At 45.7% G+C, this 18,905-nt stretch carries 19 protein-coding genes; 4 read left to right on the plus strand and 15 right to left on the minus strand.

What is annotated here, in order from left to right; translation table 11 throughout:
- Positions 1-194: 194 nt before the first annotated feature.
- On the minus strand, positions 195-2,378 hold the full coding sequence (locus tag ACQVGS_RS19745; protein WP_188323532.1) for a DNA topoisomerase III: 2,184 nt from the start codon (positions 2,376-2,378) through the stop codon (positions 195-197).
- 64 nt (positions 2,379-2,442) lie between these two features.
- Positions 2,443-2,877: a transcriptional regulator LrpC gene (gene lrpC / locus ACQVGS_RS19750; RefSeq protein WP_010333071.1), complete on the minus strand. Its 435-nt coding sequence runs from the start codon at positions 2,875-2,877 to the stop codon at positions 2,443-2,445.
- A gap of 182 nt (positions 2,878-3,059) precedes the next feature.
- Here lrpC and ACQVGS_RS19755 point away from each other — a divergent pair, with 182 nt between their 5' ends.
- Entirely contained in the window at positions 3,060-3,350 is a 291-nt protein-coding gene (locus tag ACQVGS_RS19755) for a DUF3817 domain-containing protein (RefSeq protein ID WP_010333070.1), read from the plus strand.
- A 123-nt stretch (positions 3,351-3,473) separates the two neighbouring features.
- Positions 3,474-3,911, plus strand: coding sequence for a carboxymuconolactone decarboxylase family protein (locus tag ACQVGS_RS19760; protein ID WP_024120261.1), 438 nt, complete (start codon positions 3,474-3,476; stop codon positions 3,909-3,911).
- A gap of 38 nt (positions 3,912-3,949) precedes the next feature.
- Here ACQVGS_RS19760 and amj read toward each other — a convergent pair whose 3' ends face one another.
- From amj to ACQVGS_RS19785, 5 genes are all read right to left on the minus strand, one after another.
- Positions 3,950-4,759: a lipid II flippase Amj gene (gene amj, locus ACQVGS_RS19765; RefSeq protein ID WP_106020982.1), complete on the minus strand. Its 810-nt coding sequence runs from the start codon at positions 4,757-4,759 to the stop codon at positions 3,950-3,952.
- Between the two features lie 511 nt (positions 4,760-5,270).
- Positions 5,271-5,693 (minus strand): pyridoxamine 5'-phosphate oxidase family protein, encoded by a 423-nt coding sequence (locus ACQVGS_RS19770; protein WP_024120258.1) that lies wholly within the window; start codon positions 5,691-5,693, stop codon positions 5,271-5,273.
- 77 nt (positions 5,694-5,770) lie between these two features.
- Positions 5,771-6,322 carry a GNAT family N-acetyltransferase gene (locus ACQVGS_RS19775; protein ID WP_105991485.1) on the minus strand — a complete coding sequence of 184 codons (552 nt, stop codon included), beginning with the start codon at positions 6,320-6,322 and terminating at the stop codon, positions 5,771-5,773.
- Between the two features lie 90 nt (positions 6,323-6,412).
- Complete coding sequence (gene lyxE, locus ACQVGS_RS19780) at positions 6,413-6,916, minus strand: D-lyxose ketol-isomerase (RefSeq protein WP_010333065.1); 504 nt, start codon at positions 6,914-6,916, stop codon at positions 6,413-6,415.
- Between the two features lie 14 nt (positions 6,917-6,930).
- Positions 6,931-7,791, minus strand: coding sequence for an SDR family oxidoreductase (locus ACQVGS_RS19785; protein WP_106022297.1), 861 nt, complete (start codon positions 7,789-7,791; stop codon positions 6,931-6,933).
- Positions 7,792-7,943: 152 nt separating this feature from the next.
- Here ACQVGS_RS19785 and ACQVGS_RS19790 point away from each other — a divergent pair, with 152 nt between their 5' ends.
- Positions 7,944-8,540, plus strand: a complete 597-nt coding sequence (locus ACQVGS_RS19790) for a class I SAM-dependent methyltransferase (RefSeq protein ID WP_286109142.1) — start codon at positions 7,944-7,946, stop codon at positions 8,538-8,540.
- Between the two features lie 17 nt (positions 8,541-8,557).
- Here ACQVGS_RS19790 and ACQVGS_RS19795 read toward each other — a convergent pair whose 3' ends face one another.
- From ACQVGS_RS19795 to ACQVGS_RS19810, 4 genes are all read right to left on the minus strand, one after another.
- On the minus strand, positions 8,558-10,069 hold the full coding sequence (locus tag ACQVGS_RS19795) for a class I adenylate-forming enzyme family protein (RefSeq protein WP_106020986.1): 1,512 nt from the start codon (positions 10,067-10,069) through the stop codon (positions 8,558-8,560).
- A 210-nt stretch (positions 10,070-10,279) separates the two neighbouring features.
- The gene (locus ACQVGS_RS19800; RefSeq protein ID WP_106020988.1) at positions 10,280-12,364 is read right to left on the minus strand and encodes a BglG family transcription antiterminator; all 2,085 of its coding nucleotides are present in this window, start codon (positions 12,362-12,364) and stop codon (positions 10,280-10,282) included.
- Positions 12,365-12,554: 190 nt separating this feature from the next.
- Entirely contained in the window at positions 12,555-13,457 is a 903-nt protein-coding gene (locus ACQVGS_RS19805) for an aldo/keto reductase (protein WP_095714100.1), read from the minus strand.
- Between the two features lie 97 nt (positions 13,458-13,554).
- Positions 13,555-15,561, minus strand: coding sequence for a penicillin-binding transpeptidase domain-containing protein (locus tag ACQVGS_RS19810; RefSeq protein ID WP_024120250.1), 2,007 nt, complete (start codon positions 15,559-15,561; stop codon positions 13,555-13,557).
- A 150-nt stretch (positions 15,562-15,711) separates the two neighbouring features.
- Between ACQVGS_RS19810 and ACQVGS_RS19815 the strand changes: the two genes are divergently transcribed.
- Positions 15,712-16,002 carry an antibiotic biosynthesis monooxygenase family protein gene (locus ACQVGS_RS19815; protein ID WP_024120249.1) on the plus strand — a complete coding sequence of 97 codons (291 nt, stop codon included), beginning with the start codon at positions 15,712-15,714 and terminating at the stop codon, positions 16,000-16,002.
- A gap of 2 nt (positions 16,003-16,004) precedes the next feature.
- Here ACQVGS_RS19815 and ACQVGS_RS19820 read toward each other — a convergent pair whose 3' ends face one another.
- From ACQVGS_RS19820 to ACQVGS_RS19835, 4 genes are all read right to left on the minus strand, one after another.
- Positions 16,005-16,250 (minus strand): YczI family protein, encoded by a 246-nt coding sequence (locus ACQVGS_RS19820; protein WP_010333057.1) that lies wholly within the window; start codon positions 16,248-16,250, stop codon positions 16,005-16,007.
- Positions 16,251-16,421: 171 nt separating this feature from the next.
- Positions 16,422-17,063 carry a spore germination lipase LipC gene (gene lipC, locus ACQVGS_RS19825; RefSeq protein WP_106020990.1) on the minus strand — a complete coding sequence of 214 codons (642 nt, stop codon included), beginning with the start codon at positions 17,061-17,063 and terminating at the stop codon, positions 16,422-16,424.
- 63 nt (positions 17,064-17,126) lie between these two features.
- Positions 17,127-17,879 carry an IclR family transcriptional regulator gene (locus ACQVGS_RS19830; protein ID WP_101864002.1) on the minus strand — a complete coding sequence of 251 codons (753 nt, stop codon included), beginning with the start codon at positions 17,877-17,879 and terminating at the stop codon, positions 17,127-17,129.
- 16 nt (positions 17,880-17,895) lie between these two features.
- Positions 17,896-18,903 carry a 5-oxoprolinase subunit C family protein gene (locus ACQVGS_RS19835; protein ID WP_081638239.1) on the minus strand — a complete coding sequence of 336 codons (1,008 nt, stop codon included), beginning with the start codon at positions 18,901-18,903 and terminating at the stop codon, positions 17,896-17,898.
- Positions 18,904-18,905: the final 2 nt, after the last annotated feature.

Here is an 18,905-nt window from a genome sequence, read left to right on the forward strand (position 1 = left end):
GGCAAGTCCCCCTTTGTCGTCCGAAGCGAATCAGACGCACCAATATATGACGAAATTATTACTGCCATGTTACAAATTATATTAACTATAAAAGAAAAAAACGAAGATTACTAGCTTTTTTTCCCCTTTTTGAACTTTCAAAAAACAGGACCTAAGTCCAATAAAAAACCTGTGCGAATCGCACAGGTTTCTTTTTATTGATCCAAACCGAGTTTCTTCAGCTGTTCCGCCAGCGCATTGTTAATCGGTTCGTCTTTATTTTGTTTTTTCATATAAGAAGAGACGTCCCGCTTTGTAGCGCGCCCTTTGTCTTTGTTTTTCCGTTTTTCAAATACAGAAAGCTTCTCACGGTGCCCGCAAACACACGCGAAGGTCTGGCCTTCTCCTTGGCCGCGAAGCTCCATTCTTTTATGGCAGTTCGGGCAGCGCGCGTTTGTTTTTCTGGCGATCGTTTTTCTGCTTCCGCATTCCCGGTCTTGGCACACGAGCATGGTGCCGCGCTTGCCGTTGACCTTCAGCATCATTTTGCCGCACTCCGGACATGCCGTTCCCGTGATGTTATCATGTCTGAAGGTTTGGCTGCTGTTTTTGATTTCTGTTACCGTTTGCTTAGCATAAGCCTTCATGTCTTTAATAAAGACAGCGGATTTTAAATTTCCGGCCGCAATGGCGGACAGCTTTTGTTCCCACTCTGCCGTTAAGGCAGGTGATTTCAAATCCTCAGGAACGAGCTGCAGGAGCTGTTTTCCTTTTGAGGTGATAAAAATGTCTTTGTCTTTTTTCTCAATTAAAAAGCTGTTGAACAGTTTTTCGATAATATCGGCACGCGTTGCAACCGTGCCGAGACCGCCTGTTTCGCCAAGCGTTTTGACAAGGCCTTTTTCTTCTCCCTGCATAAAGGCGCTTGGGTTCTCCATAGCTGACAGCAGCGTCCCTTCATTAAAACGGGCCGGCGGTTTGGTTTGGCCGCTTGTTTCAGTTAATGTGCGGACAGTGAGCGAGGCGCCTTTCTGCAGAGCCGGCAGCGTCTGATCTCTGTCGTCCTCCTGCTCGTCATCCTCGTCAGCCATATCATAAACAGCTTTCCAGCCTTGTAACTGTACGGTTTTTCCCTTCGCCGTAAAGGTTTCTCCGCCGATTTCTGCCATGACCTTTGTTTCTTCATATTCGAAAGCCGGCATCAGCACAGCTAAGAAACGTTTGGCAATCAGATCATACAGCTTGCGTTCTTTATCGCTGAGACTGCTGAGAACAAGCGGCTCTTCAGTCGGGATAATCGCATGGTGGTCTGACACCTTAGCATCATTTACGTAGCCTTTGTGCGATTTGATGCCGCGCTTTTTAATTTGAGTGACATATTGGGCATACGGTTTCACTTCCATGCCCTCCAGCCGGTCTTTTAAGGTTGGGACAATGTCACTGGATAAAAACCGTGAGTCTGTCCGCGGATATGTGACAAGCTTGTGCTGCTCATACAGCTTCTGCAGAACTGAGAGCGTTTCTTTGGCGGAAAATCCGAAGCGTTTGTGGGCGTCCCGCTGGAGTTCCGTCAAGTCGTAAAGCGCAGGAGCAAAGCTTTTTTTCGCTGTTTTTTTCAGTTCAGCGACCACCGCCTGTTTTCCATCAAGTTCTTTTAGCAAACGGCCTGTTACGCCTTGATCGAATGTTCTCGTCTGCTTCGATTTTTTGTCCTGCCACGTCAGCGTCATTCCATCGACTGCTGCGCGAATGCCGTAATACGGTACAGGCTTAAAGGCTTGGATGTCCGCTTCGCGCTTGGCAATCATGGCTAGCGTCGGCGTCTGCACACGTCCGCATGAAAGCTGGGCATTGAATTTTGTGGTGAGCGCACGGGTTGCGTTAATGCCGACAATCCAATCCGCTTCTGCTCTGGCAACGGCTGAGTGGTACAGATTTTCATACTCTTTGCCGCTGCGCAGCTTTTGAAAACCTTCCTTGATCGCTTTGTCCGTTACAGATGAAATCCACAGCCGTTTGATCGGTTTGCGGACGTTCGCTTTTTCAATGATCCAGCGTGCGACGAGCTCACCTTCCCGGCCGGCATCAGTGGCGATGACGATCTGATTGACATCTTTGCGGGTAAGCTGCGCTTTCACCGCATTGAACTGCTTTCCGGTTTTTTTGATAACAACAAGCTTTAGCGGTTCGGGGATAATCGGCAGATCCTCAAGCCGCCATGATTGAAATTCTTTTCCGTAGCCTTCCGGATCAGCAAGTGTCACCAAATGGCCTAAAGCCCATGTGACAATATATTGATCTCCTTCGAGATAACCGTTCCCTTTTTTATGGCACTTCAGCACCCGGGCCAAATCGCGGCCGACTGAAGGTTTTTCAGCTAATACAACTGTTTTTGACATGCTTGATCACTTCTCTTTCTTTCACGCTCATCCTTTTATTATAACAGACTTGAACAAGCACTCTCTAACCGCGCCCGTTTTTCGTGTCAATTTCTGAGAAAATGACGTGAGTGACGGTTTGGGCGTAAGGCGTTGTTTTGTTGATGAAAGCTTCTACTGCTTCAAGGCTCTCCGCGTTGATTTTCAGTATATAGCAGGCCGCTCCCGCAATCCGGTAGCAAAATTCAATATTCGGCAGCGTTTGAATGTAGCTTTTGAATCGATCGTAATCCCCGTTTTTGACGGTTGCCTCGACAATACAGGAAACCGGAAGGCCAAGTTTTTTCTGATCAACCTCCAGCGTATATTGCTTAATGATGCCAAACGATTCCAGCTGTCTCACCCGTTCGGTGACCGATGGCGGGGACAGCTTAATTTTCCTTCCTAACTCCCTCATGGACAAACGGCTGTCTTTTTTCAGTTCCGCAATGATATTCAAATCAATTTGGTCAAGTTTCATATCAAAATCCTTCTTTTATTTTTGTTCACATTATCTCGGGAATTTGTGTAAATGACAAGACTGAGGCCCAAGATAGATTTTTTAAATATGAATGTTTTCCGAACATTTTCTGAAACTTGTCATATATGCCCGCCGGATTGTTTATAGTATAGATGAAAACGTGTCCACAAGGAGGGCGATTTATGCTGCAAACGCCGATCGGAAGACTTCGCACGATGGGTTTTATTGAAGGAATGTCACTCTTAATCCTGCTTTTCGTCGCCATGCCGCTCAAATATTGGGCAGGCCTTTCGCTTGCGGTAACAATTGTCGGTTCTGTTCACGGCGGATTGTTTATTTTGTATTTGCTTGTGTTGGCCTATGTGACGTTCTCTGTGAAATGGTCGCTGAAATGGTCAGCCGCCGGTTTCGTCGCCGCATTCGTCCCATTCGGAAACTTTTTGTACGACCGCGGATTAAGAAACTTTAAATAAACGATAAAGCGGCATGATGTGCGCCGCACTGTTAAGAAAACTGCTTGGATCTGCTTCAGGCTGTTTTCTTTTTTAACCCAATCATCATGTAATAATGATACAGCAGTGAAAGGAGATGGAATGATGACGAAGAGGATTCCCTACGACCAAATAGCACCTGATGGGTTACATATCATGATGAATATGGAGGCATACACGAAAACATCAGGCATTAACCGGACAACAAGAGAGCTAATGAAAATAAGAGCATCACAATTGAACGGCTGCGCCTACTGCATTAACATTCATACGAAAGATGCCCGAAAAATGGGAGAAACCGAACAGCGCATTTACGGATTAAACGCTTGGGAAGAGTGCAGTTTTTATACACCTGAAGAAAAAGCAGCATTATTGCTGACGGAGCATGTCACTTTTATTTCTAACAAGCGTATGCCTGATGATGTTTATCAAGAGGTGCGTAAATTTTATAATGAAAAAGAATATGTTGATCTCATCCTCATCATTAATCAGATTAACAGCTGGAACCGAATCGCCATCTCTATGGGCAACATCGCCGAATAAATAAAAAGCTGACCTTTTACCAGGTCAGCTTTTCGCTATCAAAACCATTTTGTCAGCCACGCGATATAATATGCGCCAGGGATAAACATAAGCTGGGCAAGAAGCGTGCCCGCCACCCTTGACGTCACCATTGTCACAGAGGTCCATTTCAAATAAACGTAGCTTCGTTTTCCTTTTGCCACATCATCGGCAAGAACTGACACTTTCGGGTCAACAAAAATGGCCAGCAGCATCGTCGCAATCCCGTTGATTAAGCCTGATGCCATAACCGCCGTCGTGCTTCGCTCGGGTGCTAGCAGCCCTGCGTACAATGCGGAGAGCACGCCAATTGTATAAATGGACGTGATCAGCATGTTGATGACAAACAGCCGTTTTGGAATCAAGCGCATGTGAAATCCCTTCAAATACGAAGCAGACGGCAGACGCAAATAGGAGCAGGCATTTTTAAATCCATTCTTAGAAAATCCTTTCCGAAAAACTTGTAAAACGGAGCCGCCCCCGCCCGCCAAGTGGATGATCGCACGTGAAAACAGGGCGACAAACGACGGGAGCAGGATAATGCCCACAATAGTCCCAACCGTCGAGCCAAAGATCAGGAACCGGAACTGCTCGCCTACGAGTGTCAGCGCGTTTTTTCCGGCATCGTCAATTAAGCGCCCCGTGAAGGGCTGCTGCACCATGTTCGACATCCTTGACACGATTACCATGACATTAAACAAGGAAAGCGCGGATGCGATAAACCCTACCCGGGCCCCTGAAAGCCTTGTGGCATAGGCAAGGGTCTCTATTGAGTGAATCAATAACAAAAAACAGAAAATAAAAACGACTTGTGTTGTAATGACATGCACGGTATTCTTTCCTCCAGTTTCATCCTAGTGATAAGACTGAAGGAAACAACGAGAAGTTTCATGTGTGATTTGTTTTTTTCACAATAAAAAACCGCCGGCTTACGCCGAGCGGTTTGTCTTATTCTTTTCTATACGCAAATAAAGATTATATTATCCGCCGATTCGGGCGGGTTCGATTCATGTAGCATTGTTCCGAAGAATCATTCTGGAAAGTAAACACCATGGAAATTTCTTGAACACAAGACAACGAAAGCCCTACCTCTCAATCGTCACTGCGGCTCCGAAGCCGCGCCGGTGTGAATTGTAAAACAAAAAAGTCTTTTTTCCATCTCATCGTTAGGGGCGATTTGTTATGAAGGAAAAGAATAAGGGCAGCTGGTTTGCTGCTTGTGAAGCGGTAAAAGCTTCTCTCTCAAAACAGAAAAAAGAAGTTTACTTTCTTTTTTATTTGCTTATTTTTCTTGCTTAGCTATTCATGATAACATATCGCCCCTGCAAATACAAACTTTTATTATAATTCGAGTGAGACTGGTGTTTTCTCTCCCGCATTCATTAGCCTGATATCTTCCGGTTCGATTTCAAGAATCACCAGATTCGGGTCATCCTTGCCGTCGAACCAGCGCTCCAATTTAGAACTCCAGATTTTGTCTTTCAATTCTGATGAATTGTTTATTTTTGCTTTTCCTGTGACTTCGACATACGCATCGCCAAAGCCTTCACAATCATAACCTAATAAAATGTGCACATTAGGGTTATTCTCAATTTCTTCAGCTTTATGAGTTTCTTTGCTTGTCGGTGTATAAATCGTCAGCCCGTCATGGAAAAAAGTCATGTAGCGGGAATGCGGTTTGCCCTTTTGAACCGTTGCGAGCGAACCTACTTTATGGTGATCTAGAACATCAAGCACTTTTTGTTTAATATCTTGCTGATTCATCTCGAATCACTCCTTTTTAACGTCTCCGCTGTTACTTTTCCACATCCGGGAACGATTTAAACAAGAAAATGCGCTCTTTATTTTTCTGCTTCCCATTCACGCTTTAACAGACTGTAATAGACGAGGTCGTGGAACTTGCCTTTAATGAATATACCTTCCCTTGCTGTTCTTTCCTCTTGAAAGCCGAGGCGCTCCGGGATCGCTCTGCTTTTGTGATTTCCGACAGCCGCGCAGATGGCAACCCGATTCAATTCCAGGTCCTGAAAAGCATATGTGATGAGTGCACGGCAGGCGGCAGTGATAATGCCTTTTCCTTCGTATTCCCCGTCAATCCAATAGCCAATTTCCGCTTTTTTATTCACTTGGTCAAGGTTATGCAGGCCAATCATGCCGCACAAGCTGCCGTCATACAGAATCCCCGCTTCGATTCCGTTCAGGTCAGCATACTGACGCCGCCAATCCGGAATGAGGGTTTCCCTGTACGTTTCGGCATCACTTGGATTTTCAGCCCAGAATAGCCATTGGCTGATTCGCTGTTGGTTCTCATGAATGATCGCTGCCAGCCGATCCGCATCCTTTGGCTCCAATAACCGGATGGTAATGTGCTCGTTTACACTGCAGGTGAACATCTCCTTCGCCCTCTTTCCTTTTTTACCCATTATAACGGTGTTTCCGTTTTTTTCAATATAAAAAAAGGATGGGCTTTTTAAGCCTCATCCTTAAATTCTAGGATCGGTAAAGATATCGTGTTTGTCTGTGCTAGTTGAAGACATTTCCGTTACGACTGCGCCTTCCTCCCCGGCCTGGAACCAATGCTTCGTGTTCGGCGGAATTGTATATTGCCCGCCGGGTTCAAGCTCGATCTCATGCCAGACTGTATAGTATTCTCTATCCTCTTGAGGAGGAAGAACCTTTGGAAGCTGCGTTTTTTCTCCTTCAACATAAAGATACACTTTTCCGTAGCGGCAGCGGAAGGTCTCCTGCTTGCCTTCCTGCCCATCAACCGGCGGATGCCGATGCTCCGGGCAAGTCTGTCCCGGAAACAGCACCAGTTCCTTTGAACAATAACGGTCTGTATTCACATAGACAAAGAGCTGGAGCCCGACTTTTCGTTCTTTTCCCAAGCCGTAGTCCATGAGCTGAATTTGTTCTACTTCATCATCCGTTAAGACAATACCGGCTTTTTGATAGTAGCTGTTTACTTCTTCTTTCGTGATGCTCATTTCCTCACTCCCTCTTACGTCGTCACAAAGTCTCCGCCGTTTACATGCAGCGTTTGTCCTGTCATATAGGATGATTCATCTGATGCCAGCAGCACATAGCAGCCGACATGCTCAACAGGCTGACCCGGACGGCCCATCGGCGTATTTTGCCCAAATTGAGCGACTGTATCTTCTGAGAATGTAGACGGAATTAACGGTGTCCAGATTGGTCCCGGCGCTACCGCATTTACACGGATGCCGTCTTTGACAAGTGCCTGCGCCATTGTTCTTGTAAAGGCATTGATCGCGCCTTTCGTTGCCGTATAATCAATCAGCGTCGGATTACCGCGATAAGGGTTAATGGAAGTCGTATTGATGATCGCGCTGCCTGGTTTCATATAATCAATTGCTTTTTTAGTCAAATAAAATTGTGAATAAAAGTTTGTTTTGAATGTGCGGTGAAGCTGTTCGCTTGAAATATCTTTGATGCTTTCCTTCGGATGCTGCTCACCGGCATTGTTCACAAGGATATCCAGACGGCCGAGTTCATTGACTGTTTTTTCAACCGCTTCATTACAGAACTCCTCTTCGCCCACATCTCCGGAGATTAAGAGACATTTCACGCCCTCTTGTTCCACGCGTTTTTTGGTATCTTCAGCATCTCCGTGCTCATCCTTATATACAATGGCGATGTCAGCGCCTTCCTTTGCGTAAGCGACAGATACCGCACGTCCGATTCCGCTGTCACCGCCTGTAATGAGTGCGACTTTTCCTTTTAATTTATCCGCACCTTTATAATGCTCGTATTCATATACCGGACTTGGATTCATTTCGCTTTCGATTCCCGGCTGGCGATTTTGGGTTTGTGCCGGCAGTTCTTTCGGATAGTTTGCCATGATGATTCTCCTCCTTTGTTTTTCATGTCTATTTGTTGTGTACCTCGTGCATACTCTGGGTAAACATGGATGAGCACCTTCGGAATGCTTTATCAGAAAAATGTTTCACATGAAACGCAAGGAGGAAAATGATGTGAAAAGGAGGTTGCTGAATGATTAACATGCTTTCTAAAAAATTCAGCAGACCGAAGGGGATGTTCGGCATACTTGCCGGATACATCATGGCTGCTGAAAATAAAACACTGAATCAGTGGACAATAGATCAGCTTGGATTAACACGCACAGACCGCATTCTAGAAGTCGGTTTTGGACCAGGTTACTGCATGAAGCAGATGCTGAAACGCGAAAAGAGCGTTCATATTCATGGGATTGATATATCAGAAACTATGCTGAAGCTGGCTGCACACAGATTAAAAACAGACCGTGTTCGCCTGATACAGGGCAGCATTGAAACGTTCCCCCTCCCCGCCGCGTATTACGATAAAGTCATTTCCGTTAACAACTATACGATTTGGAAAGACCAGCAAGAAGGCATCAAACAGATTTTTCAAGCATTAAAACCTGGCGGCAAAGCAGCCATTACGATGCAGCCCCGGGAAGCAGATGCCGGTCCCGAGAAAACTGAATCGTTCGGTAAACAGATGCTCGCTGACCTGAAAGCGGCAGGCTTCAAAGACATTGATATCCAATATAAAGATATTAAACCTGAGCTTTCAGTCTGTGCAACCGCAAAAAAGCCCGTCACATAAATGACGGGCTTTTTCTTTTATGAATGTACGGCTTGCTTGCGCAAGACGTCTTTTTTCACTTTGCCGAGATTATTTTTCGGAAGTTCCTTTACGAATTCGATTTCAGGAATTTTGTATGCGGACAAGCGTTCTTTACAAAATGCAATGACATCCGCTTCTGTTATTTCCTGAGTGCTGTTAGTGACGATAAAGGCTTTTGGTTTTTCTCCGTACAGCTGATCCGGTATCCCGACCACTGCTGTTTCAAGGATGCCCGGGATCTGCTGGATGACTTCTTCAACCTGATCAGGATAGACATTGTCGCCTCCGTAAATAATGACATCCTTGTAGCGTCCGGTGATGAAGATAAAGCCGTCCTCATCCACGTAGCCTGAATCTCCGGTTCTGAACCAGCCGTTTTGCAGCACTTTTGCTGTCGCTTCAGGGTTTTCCTCATAGCCTTTAAATAAGAATGGGCTGTGCACCACGATTTCTCCGATTTCACCTTGCGGCAGCTCTTCTCTCGTCTCAGGATCTTCTACCTTGACTTGAACATCAGCAACGGGTTTACCGGCAGAGGCCGCTTTATCCATTCCCATTTCAGGAACCCATGTGCTGATTCCCCAAGCTTCTGTGCTTCCATAACCGTGAGCGAGCTGGATGCCGATATCAAGATACCGCTGAATCAGGCTGCTAGGCACTTTTGTTCCGCCTGTCATCAAAATGATGAGCGAGGACAGATCGGTTTGATGTTCTTCCCACGCCTCAAGCAAATATGTGTAAAACACAGGAAGGGCCATAATCGTTTGAATTTTTTCTTCTTCAATGACCTTCAGCATACGAACGGGATCTTGATCCTTTGTAAAAATAAACGTGGTTCCCGCAAACGTTCCAAGCATGATACAAATAAGCGCGCTTGTATGATAAATCGGGTGGCACGCAAGAAAACGCAGATTTTTCATTCGTGCGCTTGAGCTATTTGACTTTGATACGTAATTATATATACCGCCATGGGTGATCATGCATCTTTTCGGGTTTCCTGTTGTCCCTGACGTAAACATCAGAAGCGCTGTATCATCCGGAGAAACCGTTTCTGCTTTTGGTAAATGATCAGGTCCTGCAAAAAGCGCTTCAAACACTGGAGACGTCTCATACGCTGTTCCTGTTTCCATGATCAAACGCACAGAAGACAGCTCAGGCAGCACTTCATCCATTATCTCTTTAAATTCCGTTCCGTAAAACAATGCTTTCGGTTCACTTGCTTTTAAAATGCCTGTCATCTCGTATGGTTTCAGCTGCCAGCTGACGGGCACTACAACGGCCCCGATTTCAAGTGCGGCAAACATAATGGTTGATGCGGGGTGGCCATTTTTGCAAAGTAAAGCCACACGGTCGCCTTTTTGAATTCCTTTTTGAAGCAGAGCATTCGCCAGCTGATTGATCCGTTTGTGATATGCTGCATATGTCAGTGTGTGGGCTCCGCTTTTTACAGCTTCTATTTCTTCGCTATCCGGCATGTCATGCAGAATCAGATGCTGTAATGTTTCCATATTGTCATCTCCTATATTCTCTTGAATCTTCAATAATTTGTTAGATTATCTTCCTTACCTCACCCATTTTAACCCAAAAAAGATAACTTGTAAAACTATTTCATTTTGGAATTATTCCATTACAGAATGATAAAATAGTCCCGCATTTTTTTATTTTGTGCTGCATCCATACAAAAACACACGCCTTTTTTTGGCGTGTGAAATAGGTGATTACGGGATGTTTTTTTCTTTCATCCATGTGAAAAAGATGCGGTTTAAACGCTGATACAGTTCTCGTTCCCCTTCCTCCTGAAAGCCCGCCATGCTTTCTCCGCTTTCAATAATGGCAGAGCTGATCGCACTCAAAATCTCTGAGCCTTCAGCTGATAATGTGGCCGGTGCCATCATGACGAGAATTCTTGTCATATCGAGGGTATTTCCGTCCATGCCATTAACTTCAAAAGATGTGCTGAGGTCATACATTTTGAAAAAAGGCAGGACGATATGATCATTTTTGAGATGATAAAGCGCCATGTTTGTACCCGGTATGCCCAATCCCCCTTGTTTTTCGCGTTCTGCAAGGCAATCCGCCGCTTTTTTCGGATCTCGGATGAGGCCATCCTCTTTCAGCTGTTGAAAAAGCTCAAACAGCAGCATGCCGTGATCCGGCTTTGTTTTCATTTCAGTGAGTGAAAAATGGCGCAAGACGTCTTGAATCACCGCCATGTATCGTCCCACGCTTTCCGCCGCTGCCAGCATGTCAGGGATGTCGGCTTGCCGCGTTTCTTCCTTCGGGCTTCTTTTTTTCTCAAGAATGAGCGGGATTTTCCGCTTGATATACTGCTTCACCTGGTTTGCGTCTTCCTCATTTAAAAGCGGGCTGACCATAATATAGTCGATGTTTTGATAAGGGATCGGCACAGTGGACACAATCATATCATAGGCATGAGTGTCGCGGTCCTTCAGCTCGATCAGTGATGACATATCAAACGATTCAATTTCAGGCAGCTCTTTCTTCAATCTCGAAGCAAGCATTTTCGAAGAACCGATTCCGCTTGAGCAGACAACAAGCGCTTTCACTTTTGCTTCTTCTTTTTTGATTTCAAGCGCTGAACCGAAGTGAAGAACGATAAAGGCGATTTCATCATCAGAAAAGGACATGTCCGGGAAAAATTTTTCCACGCCCTCTTCTATCGCCATATACAGCAGAAAATAATCGCGCTTGATCTGTTCCTTCATTGGATTATAGATGTCGATGTTTTCTTTCATGCGGCTGATGGCCGGCTCCAAATGGGCAATCAAACCTTCATATAAAGAGTAGTTTTTCGTCAGATCCATTCTGATTTTTTCTGAAATAAAAGCGATCAGCCGTTTTGTTTGCAAGGCTGTTTCAAGCTCTATTTCCTGCGCTCTGTATTCTGTTTTGTATTTGCGGTTGGCGCTTCGCAGATGGATCGTAATATAGCCGACCTCCGCTTCCGGGATCGTTACGCCGAAAGCACGTTCAAGCTCGCCCGCGATTTCCAGAGCGGAGCTGTATTCTTTTGCACTCTTGAGTTCATCAAGCTCGCTCTCTTCCATGCTGATCGTCTCGCCAAGTTTAATGCGTTCGATCGCAAACGTCAGATGAACGACAAGCGCTATATAGGAGCTGTCAGATAGAGAAAATGCGATTTTTTCTTTCAGCTGGAATAAAATCCGCTCCATTTTTAACAGCTCGCCTTTGCTGACAACCCCGAACATCTTCTCGGAGGAATCGGCTTTTCCTTTAATGTTTAATTCAACCGCTTCCAAAAACATTTGGATATCGAGGCGGTTCACAATCAGATTGCCGACAATTTTTCGTTTCGCGTTCTCTGGCCCCATGAGCTGGATGCCAAAGCCTCTTTTTCGGATCAGTGTTAACCCGAACGGAGAAATCCATTTCTCCAGCTCATCTAAATCGTAGCTGACCGTAGCATTGGTGACCTGCAGATCATGAGCGAGCGTGTACAGCTTCACCGGTTCTTGGGACTCTAATAGCGAACAGAGAATCAGCAGTTTTCGTTCGTCGGCGCTGTATTCATGCTGTTCATGTGACAGCTCGGTGAGCAGCTTTTGTTTATCTTCGGGACTTCCTACCGCCTTCAAGCCTTTGCCGGGCTGTTTATCGAGCTTGAGCCCCACAGTCTCCATCAGCGGCTTGATTGATTTCAGCTCCCTGTGAATGGTTCTGGTGCTCACTTCCATCAGCTCAGCCAGCTCCGTTACGGTTACATATCGGTTCAGTAGTAATAAATGCTTTAAAAGCTTTTGTTCTCTTGCAGTCATATACATAAAAAGGCCTCCAGACATTCGTGATGTGCGGATGAAGTCGCATGGAGATATAGGAAGAGGAAAAAAAGAGGGTTTCTATATTAATATAAAACGCTTTCAAACAGGATTCAATCACTTATAAATGGGAATTTGGCACTAAGCGGTGTGACAATATTGAAAAAGCATCAGCCGTTATGCTGATGCTTTTTCTTTATGGTATATCGTGGCCTTGTACGGCTGTATAAATACGGAACCACTGATCCTGATCAAGCTTATACGCCAAGGCGTTTACCGCGGCGGAAATACGCTCGCGTTTTCCGCTTCCGACAATCGGCATGATGCCGGCCGGATGCGTGAACAGCCATGCGTACATCACCTCGTCCAATGAGGCAGCACCGATTTCAGCCTGAACAGTTTCAAGCGCCGTGCGAATGCGCCGATCTTTTTCCGTGTTTCCGGCGAATACTTTACCGCCTGCAAGCGGCGACCAGGCCATCGGAGAAATCCGTTTTTCCTGACACAGGTTCAATGTGCCGTCCTGAATATTTTCTAATTCATATGCGGAAAGCTCAATCTGATTGGTGACAAGCTTTTCAGGCAGATACGATTCCAGCATCCGATATTGATGGCCTTTAAAGTTCGACACACCGAAATATCTGACCTTCCCGGAGCTTTTCAGCGCATGAAACGCCTCAGCCACTCCTTCCGGGTCCATGAGCGGGTCCGGTCTGTGAATCAGCAGCACATCGATATAATCCGTTCTGAGATTCAAAAGCGACTGTTCAACAGACGCGAGAATGTGTGTTTTGCTTGTATTATAATGGTGCGATCTGTGAGCAGGGCGTTCAGGTGATTCAAGAACGATGCCGCATTTTGTGACCAGCTCTATGTTTTCCCTTAATCCGGGTGAAAGAGCAAGAGCATTTCCAAACCCTTTTTCGCACGTGTAGCCCCCGTAAATATCCGCATGATCAAAGGTGGTAATGCCTTGATCGACACACCACTCAATGAGACTGAGCAGCTCAGCGTCTGAATAGTTCCATTCATTCAGACGCCAAAGCCCGTGTATCACTCTTGAAAATTGAAGATCCTCCGCCAAATGAATACGCTGCATGCAAAATCCCTCTTTTCTTTATAAACCGGGTTTTTGCCCCTTACTAGATCATTCGGCCTCAGACGCCCTTTTTCCTTTCACTCCCGTTAAAAAGGTTTTATTTCGATTGAAATTGCTTTTTTGCTTTTTCGACTACGTAGTGGCTGCCGCCGTGATCTTGAACATTTTGAATCATCATCGCGACAAGCAGGTCTTTGTTTTTATAGTCATAGCCGACGAACCAGCCATTTTCGGTGCCGTCTTTATCATCCTTTGATTTTTTCAGCTCGGCTGTTCCCGTTTTTCCAGCCACAGTGATTCCTTTTACGACAGGCTGATACGCTGACCCGCGCTCATCTTCGACTACGCCTTTCAACCCTTTTGTAATATCGGCGGCTCCTTCTTTTGTGAGCACTTGTTTGTGCCAGACATCAGCGGTTTGTGAGTCTTTCTTGATAAGCGTCGGTTTCACGAGGTCTCCATTATCGACAAATGGCGTGTAAGCTGCCGCTAGGTGAAGCGGAGACATCTGCATTTGTCCCTGTCCGTAGCCTGTATCCGCAAGCAAAATGTCTGAGTCAAGCTTGTCGTTTGCGATTGACGATTGCTGGACTGGGAATTCAAATGGAATATCCTCTGCAAACCCAAATGTTTTCATGCCTTTTGTAAAGGTGTCCGCTCCCATATCAAGCGCGTTTTGCGCAAAGTAAATATTGTCTGACGTGATCAGGGCATGTTCCAAATCCACTTGCTCTAAGCTGTCAGACACTCGTGTAACAGAATAGCCGCCCCAGCTTGAATCTTTCTGCCACTGTTTCCCTTTGATAGTTTTCTTCTCTGCGGCTTTAAGCGTGCCGTTTTTCAGGCCGATAGCAGCAGCGATCGGTTTAATCGTGGATCCTGGTGCATATGTTTTGTTGAATTTCGCCGAAAACGGATTGTTTTTGTCTTCGTTTAGTTTTTTCCATTCTTTATCGCTCCATCCGAAGATAAATCCGTTTGGATCGTAAGAAGGCGCGCTGACAAGAGCCAGTGTTTCACCTGTCTGCGGCTGCAGTGCGACTGCCGCCCCGCTGTCATCCTTCAGCTCGTCATAAAGCTTTGTTTGCGTTTTGATATCAATTGTGAGATGTAAATCCTCACCGTCTTTCGCTTTCGTTTCAGCGATGACTTCGCCGGTTTGCGGAACGTAGATTTTCCATCCTGTTGTGCCTCTGAGCTTATCTTCATACACATTTTCAAGACCTGCGATTCCGATGTTTGACGTATCGCTGTATGTTCCGTCTTTCTTTTTCTTCAGTTCTTCCGCCGTAATCGCGCGAACGTAGCCTGTCAGATGGGCTGTTTTTTCGCCATACGGATAATAGCGCGAGCTGACATTTGTTCTTGTGACGCCTTTTAATGACGTCACCTCAGACACTAACTTTTCTTCGTCCGGTTTTACTTTTTTGACCGGCACGAATGAATCATCTTTGACCCAGCTTTGTTTCAGCTTCTGGTTGATGTCATCTTCAGTTACATCCAGTTTTTTCGCGAGCTCTTTTATGACTTTCTCTTTTTTATCGCCAAGTTCTCCGGGAATAATTCCGATTTCTGGAACATCTGTGTTGACGGCTAAGCCTTTCCCGTTTTTATCGTAGATTTGGCCGCGTTTCGGTTCAATGCTGGCGATTTGAACGGTTTTGTCATCAGCCAGCTGCTTGAAAATAAACGATGGGTCCCAATCTATATTCCATGACTCCTCATCATCTGTTTTTTCTTTTTTCAGCACAGCGGTATTTTTAAAGCTGACTTTGCCCGCATTTGTGTCCATGCTGACTTTGTATGGGATGTGCTTCATCGTTTTATTGTCTTTATCATCCTCGTCCACTTTTCCCGCAGTGACTTTCAGATTTTTTACGCCTGCCTGCTCATAGATGGTTTTATATCTGCTGACGAAATCCTTTTTGGAGATTTCTTTTTTTACATCTTTGGTCAGGCTTTGATACATGTCATCGAATTGCTGATCGTTCCACTGTTTTACGAATGCTTCCATTCGGTCCTCTGGTGAATCTGTTTTGGAGCATCCGATTAATCCGATCAGCCCGATACATAGAAATAATAGTAGAATACACTTTTTACACATGACTTTCCCCTGCCTTCCACTTGTTATTTTCTCTTAAATGAATTAGTACGTGCAAGATTTTTTTGAAAATGAAGGAAAAGGTTCATCGATTTTGCAGAAATCTCCTTTCGTTTCCTGTAAACTATTTGAAAAGAGGAAAGAAGGGATCGCATGGTCAGAGAAGCAGCTATGCTTCATATTAAAGAGGGGCTTGAACAAGAATTTGAGGACGCGTTCCGGCTGGCGGCGCCGATCATTGCCGGAATGAAGGGCTATATCACACATTCTTTATCAAAATGTATGGAAGAAACACATAAGTACCTGCTGCTCGTAGAGTGGGAAACGCTTGAGGACCACACTGAAGGCTTTCGCGGGTCTTCCGAGTACAAAGAGTGGAAAGCCTTGCTGCACCGGTTCTATACGCCGTTCCCAACGGTTGAACATTTTCTGGATGTATCATAGATTTATATCATATAAAGCGTAAAACCGATGAGAGAAACAGACCAAACGAAAACGGCAGTATAGATGTTAAATGCTCCTGAGCTGTCGTTTTCTTTTTTGCGTTCTTCAAGCCCCTGAATAAACATGACAGCGCCCAGGAAAACGAGCATGACCGATTGGATAACAGAGGTGTGTTCCGTATAGTTAAAAGCGATAAGCGCCAGTATGATAATGATAACCGCAAAAGACATTTTAAAAATGCGAAACAAAAGGACCATCCTTCCTTATATACGAAATATTGAGCGTTATGCCTATATTTGCCTTTGCCCTCCATTATTCTAGCGCACTTTTTTTGTATATAGAACATGAGACGGGGAAATTTAAGTTTCTTTTAATATTTGAATTCATATAAAAAACGCGCCAGTGATCAGGCGCGTTTTCTATGAAACTGATAATTCTCGATAACCTATTCCTCGGAGCACTTCGGCCATTGCCTGATAGCCGCTGCTATTCGGATGGACACCGTCGAAAGACAGGTATTCCTGCTCTTTCCCTTTAAAGACACTGTAAACATCAGCGATTTTAACATGAGGTGCTGTTGCCAGCGTTTTCAAATGCGAATTAAATGAAGTAATCCATTGATCAGCAATGCCAATGCCGGGAAACGGGTTGTATAAATTAAAAACACGGATGGCGTAAGGTGATGGATCTGACCCTTTGATATTGGCGATTTGGGCAATCATCTTTTCAAAATTCTCATGACAATGCGCGGACGCACGGCTGAAAATCGTTTCATCCTGAGAAGATTGATAGGATAATACAGATTCAATGAGATCATTTCCGCACCCTGTGATCGTAATCATATCAGCGGCTTGAATTTGTTTTTGCACATAGGGATATGACAGGAGCCCGAGGATTTCCTCTGTATCAAGACCGGATTTGGCGAAAACCGATACGGCTGTTTTTGATTTCAGATCGGCTTCCATCATGTCTCTGAAGCGCTGGACAAATCCTGCAGAAAACAGCCCAGAGCCTCTCCCCGTCGTTAAAGAATCTCCGAGCGCTGTATACTGAAGCACCATGATCTTTCCTCCACTCATGAACGTCGATACGTTAATGTACGCAGCAGAGAAAAGATCGGCTACTTATGGATACCCTATTTTTCTGGAAATCTGCAAAGCGGCTTGTTTTACCTTTTCCGTTAAGTATGGCAGCCTGTCTTCTGTAAATCTCGCTTCAAACCCTGCAATACTGATGCCGGCCGCCACCTGGTGATGATGGTTAAAAATCGGCGCGCCAATAGCGGCCGTATAGTTTTCAAGTTCTGAATAGCTGACGGTATAGCCGTTTTGCACCGAGGCCTCAATGGCCTCAAGAAGCTTTGACGGATCTGTAATGGTCCCTGAACCGATCGGAATGAGCTCTGTCTGTTTGATGTACGCTTCAATTTCTTCACGGGGCAGAAAGGACAAAATGCTCCGGGCACATGCCCCGGCGTACAGAGGAGAACGCCGGCCGATTGCAGTGTAGAGGCGAACGGTCTGTGTCCCTTCAATCTTCTCCACGTAGATCGCTTCATTTCCGTCCCTCATGATCAAATGAACGGCTTCATCTACATCGCGGCAAAGCTCTTCCATCACAGGCTTGGCTATTTTTCTGATATCGAGTCTGTCCGCGACAAGCTGTCCGAATTCCAAAAACACCAGTCCCAGCGTATAAACGCCGGATGGGTCTCGATTGAGGAACCCCATTTCTTCCAGTGAGCTGACCATTCGGTGAACAGAGGTTTTCGGCATTCCTGACAGGGAAACGAGTTCGCTTAAAGTAAGGCTTGGTTCATGCAAAAACAAATTGAGCAGCGCCATAGATTTCACTACGGTTTTGTTTTTATTCTGCATCATTCCATCCCCTTTGTTATGTCAGCCATTCCATTTTCATTCTTGTTTTCAGTTCTTTTAGATGCGCTTCCCGTTCAATGAAAAGCGCTTCCGCTTCCTGAAGGGATACAGGCTCAAATTGGACGTGCTCACCCGGCATGATTTGCGAGGCAATCGGAAGATCAGCTGAAATGATGTGAGCGATCCTCGGATAACCTCCCGTCGTCTGCCGGTCTGCAAGCAGGATAATCGGATTGCCGTCAGGCGGCACCTGAACTGTCCCAAATGTAACCGCCTCTGACACCATCTCAAGCGGCGCCTTCAATTCAAGCGGTTCCCCTTTGAGCCTGTAGCCCATACGATCGGACTGCGGAGTGACACGAAACGTTTCTTCATAAAACCGCGTTTTCGATTCTTCTGTGAAAAAAGAGAATTGTTTTCCTTCCAGCACTCGGATCACCGGATTCTTTTTTAACGGCAGAAATCTGTATCGGCTGACTGACCAGTTCGGCGCCGCAAATCCTCGCTGGCCAAGGTGTTGGCTCAAGCGGGAGACGATGGTTTTCGAAAGAGATGACATCTCTCCGATCGGCAGTTCATCTTCCTTCTGAAGCGCTCTTCCGTGAAATCCGCCGATGCCCGCTCTGACATACGTGCTTTTGCTTTCCATCACAGCAGGTACATTGAAGCCGCCGGCTGTCGCCAAATAAGCGCGGCTGCCGAGTTTGCAGGGGCCGAAGGTGACCGTGCTGTTTCCCTTAACGAGCACAGGTTTCCAAAGAGGCGCTTCCTCATCATTCACACGCAGGGTAAAGTCCGCTCCTGTTACGGCAATCAGCATTGGTTCTGACACATAAAGCGACGGGCCGGGACCCATCAGCGTAATTTCAAGGCCGGCTTCTTTTTCGCTGTTTCCGATCAGCAGATTTGCGATTCGAAGCGATACCGTGTCCATGGCGCCGCTTGCCAGCACGCCGTATTTTTGATACCCCGTTCTGCCTATATCCTGAACCGTTGTGAGCAGTCCGGGCTTTAACACTTTCATGC

Source organism: Bacillus sp. SD127 (genome assembly GCF_058566445.1).

Coding starts and splice junctions, on each gene's coding strand:
- ACQVGS_RS19745 (WP_188323532.1), bottom strand. CDS start 2,378: ATGTCAAAAACAGTTGTATTAGCTGAAAAACCTTCAGTCGGCCGCGAT.
- lrpC (WP_010333071.1), bottom strand. CDS start 2,877: ATGAAACTTGACCAAATTGATTTGAATATCATTGCGGAACTGAAAAAA.
- ACQVGS_RS19755 (WP_010333070.1), top strand. CDS start 3,060: ATGCTGCAAACGCCGATCGGAAGACTTCGCACGATGGGTTTTATTGAA.
- ACQVGS_RS19760 (WP_024120261.1), top strand. CDS start 3,474: ATGACGAAGAGGATTCCCTACGACCAAATAGCACCTGATGGGTTACAT.
- ACQVGS_RS19770 (WP_024120258.1), bottom strand. CDS start 5,693: ATGAATCAGCAAGATATTAAACAAAAAGTGCTTGATGTTCTAGATCAC.
- ACQVGS_RS19775 (WP_105991485.1), bottom strand. CDS start 6,322: ATGTTCACCTGCAGTGTAAACGAGCACATTACCATCCGGTTATTGGAG.
- lyxE (WP_010333065.1), bottom strand. CDS start 6,916: ATGAGCATCACGAAAGAAGAAGTAAACAGCTACTATCAAAAAGCCGGT.
- ACQVGS_RS19785 (WP_106022297.1), bottom strand. CDS start 7,791: ATGGCAAACTATCCGAAAGAACTGCCGGCACAAACCCAAAATCGCCAG.
- ACQVGS_RS19790 (WP_286109142.1), top strand. CDS start 7,944: ATGATTAACATGCTTTCTAAAAAATTCAGCAGACCGAAGGGGATGTTC.
- ACQVGS_RS19795 (WP_106020986.1), bottom strand. CDS start 10,069: ATGGAAACATTACAGCATCTGATTCTGCATGACATGCCGGATAGCGAA.
- ACQVGS_RS19800 (WP_106020988.1), bottom strand. CDS start 12,364: ATGTATATGACTGCAAGAGAACAAAAGCTTTTAAAGCATTTATTACTA.
- ACQVGS_RS19805 (WP_095714100.1), bottom strand. CDS start 13,457: ATGCAGCGTATTCATTTGGCGGAGGATCTTCAATTTTCAAGAGTGATA.
- ACQVGS_RS19810 (WP_024120250.1), bottom strand. CDS start 15,561: ATGTGTAAAAAGTGTATTCTACTATTATTTCTATGTATCGGGCTGATC.
- ACQVGS_RS19815 (WP_024120249.1), top strand. CDS start 15,712: ATGGTCAGAGAAGCAGCTATGCTTCATATTAAAGAGGGGCTTGAACAA.
- lipC (WP_106020990.1), bottom strand. CDS start 17,063: ATGGTGCTTCAGTATACAGCGCTCGGAGATTCTTTAACGACGGGGAGA.
- ACQVGS_RS19830 (WP_101864002.1), bottom strand. CDS start 17,879: ATGCAGAATAAAAACAAAACCGTAGTGAAATCTATGGCGCTGCTCAAT.
- ACQVGS_RS19835 (WP_081638239.1), bottom strand. CDS start 18,903: ATGAAAGTGTTAAAGCCCGGACTGCTCACAACGGTTCAGGATATAGGC.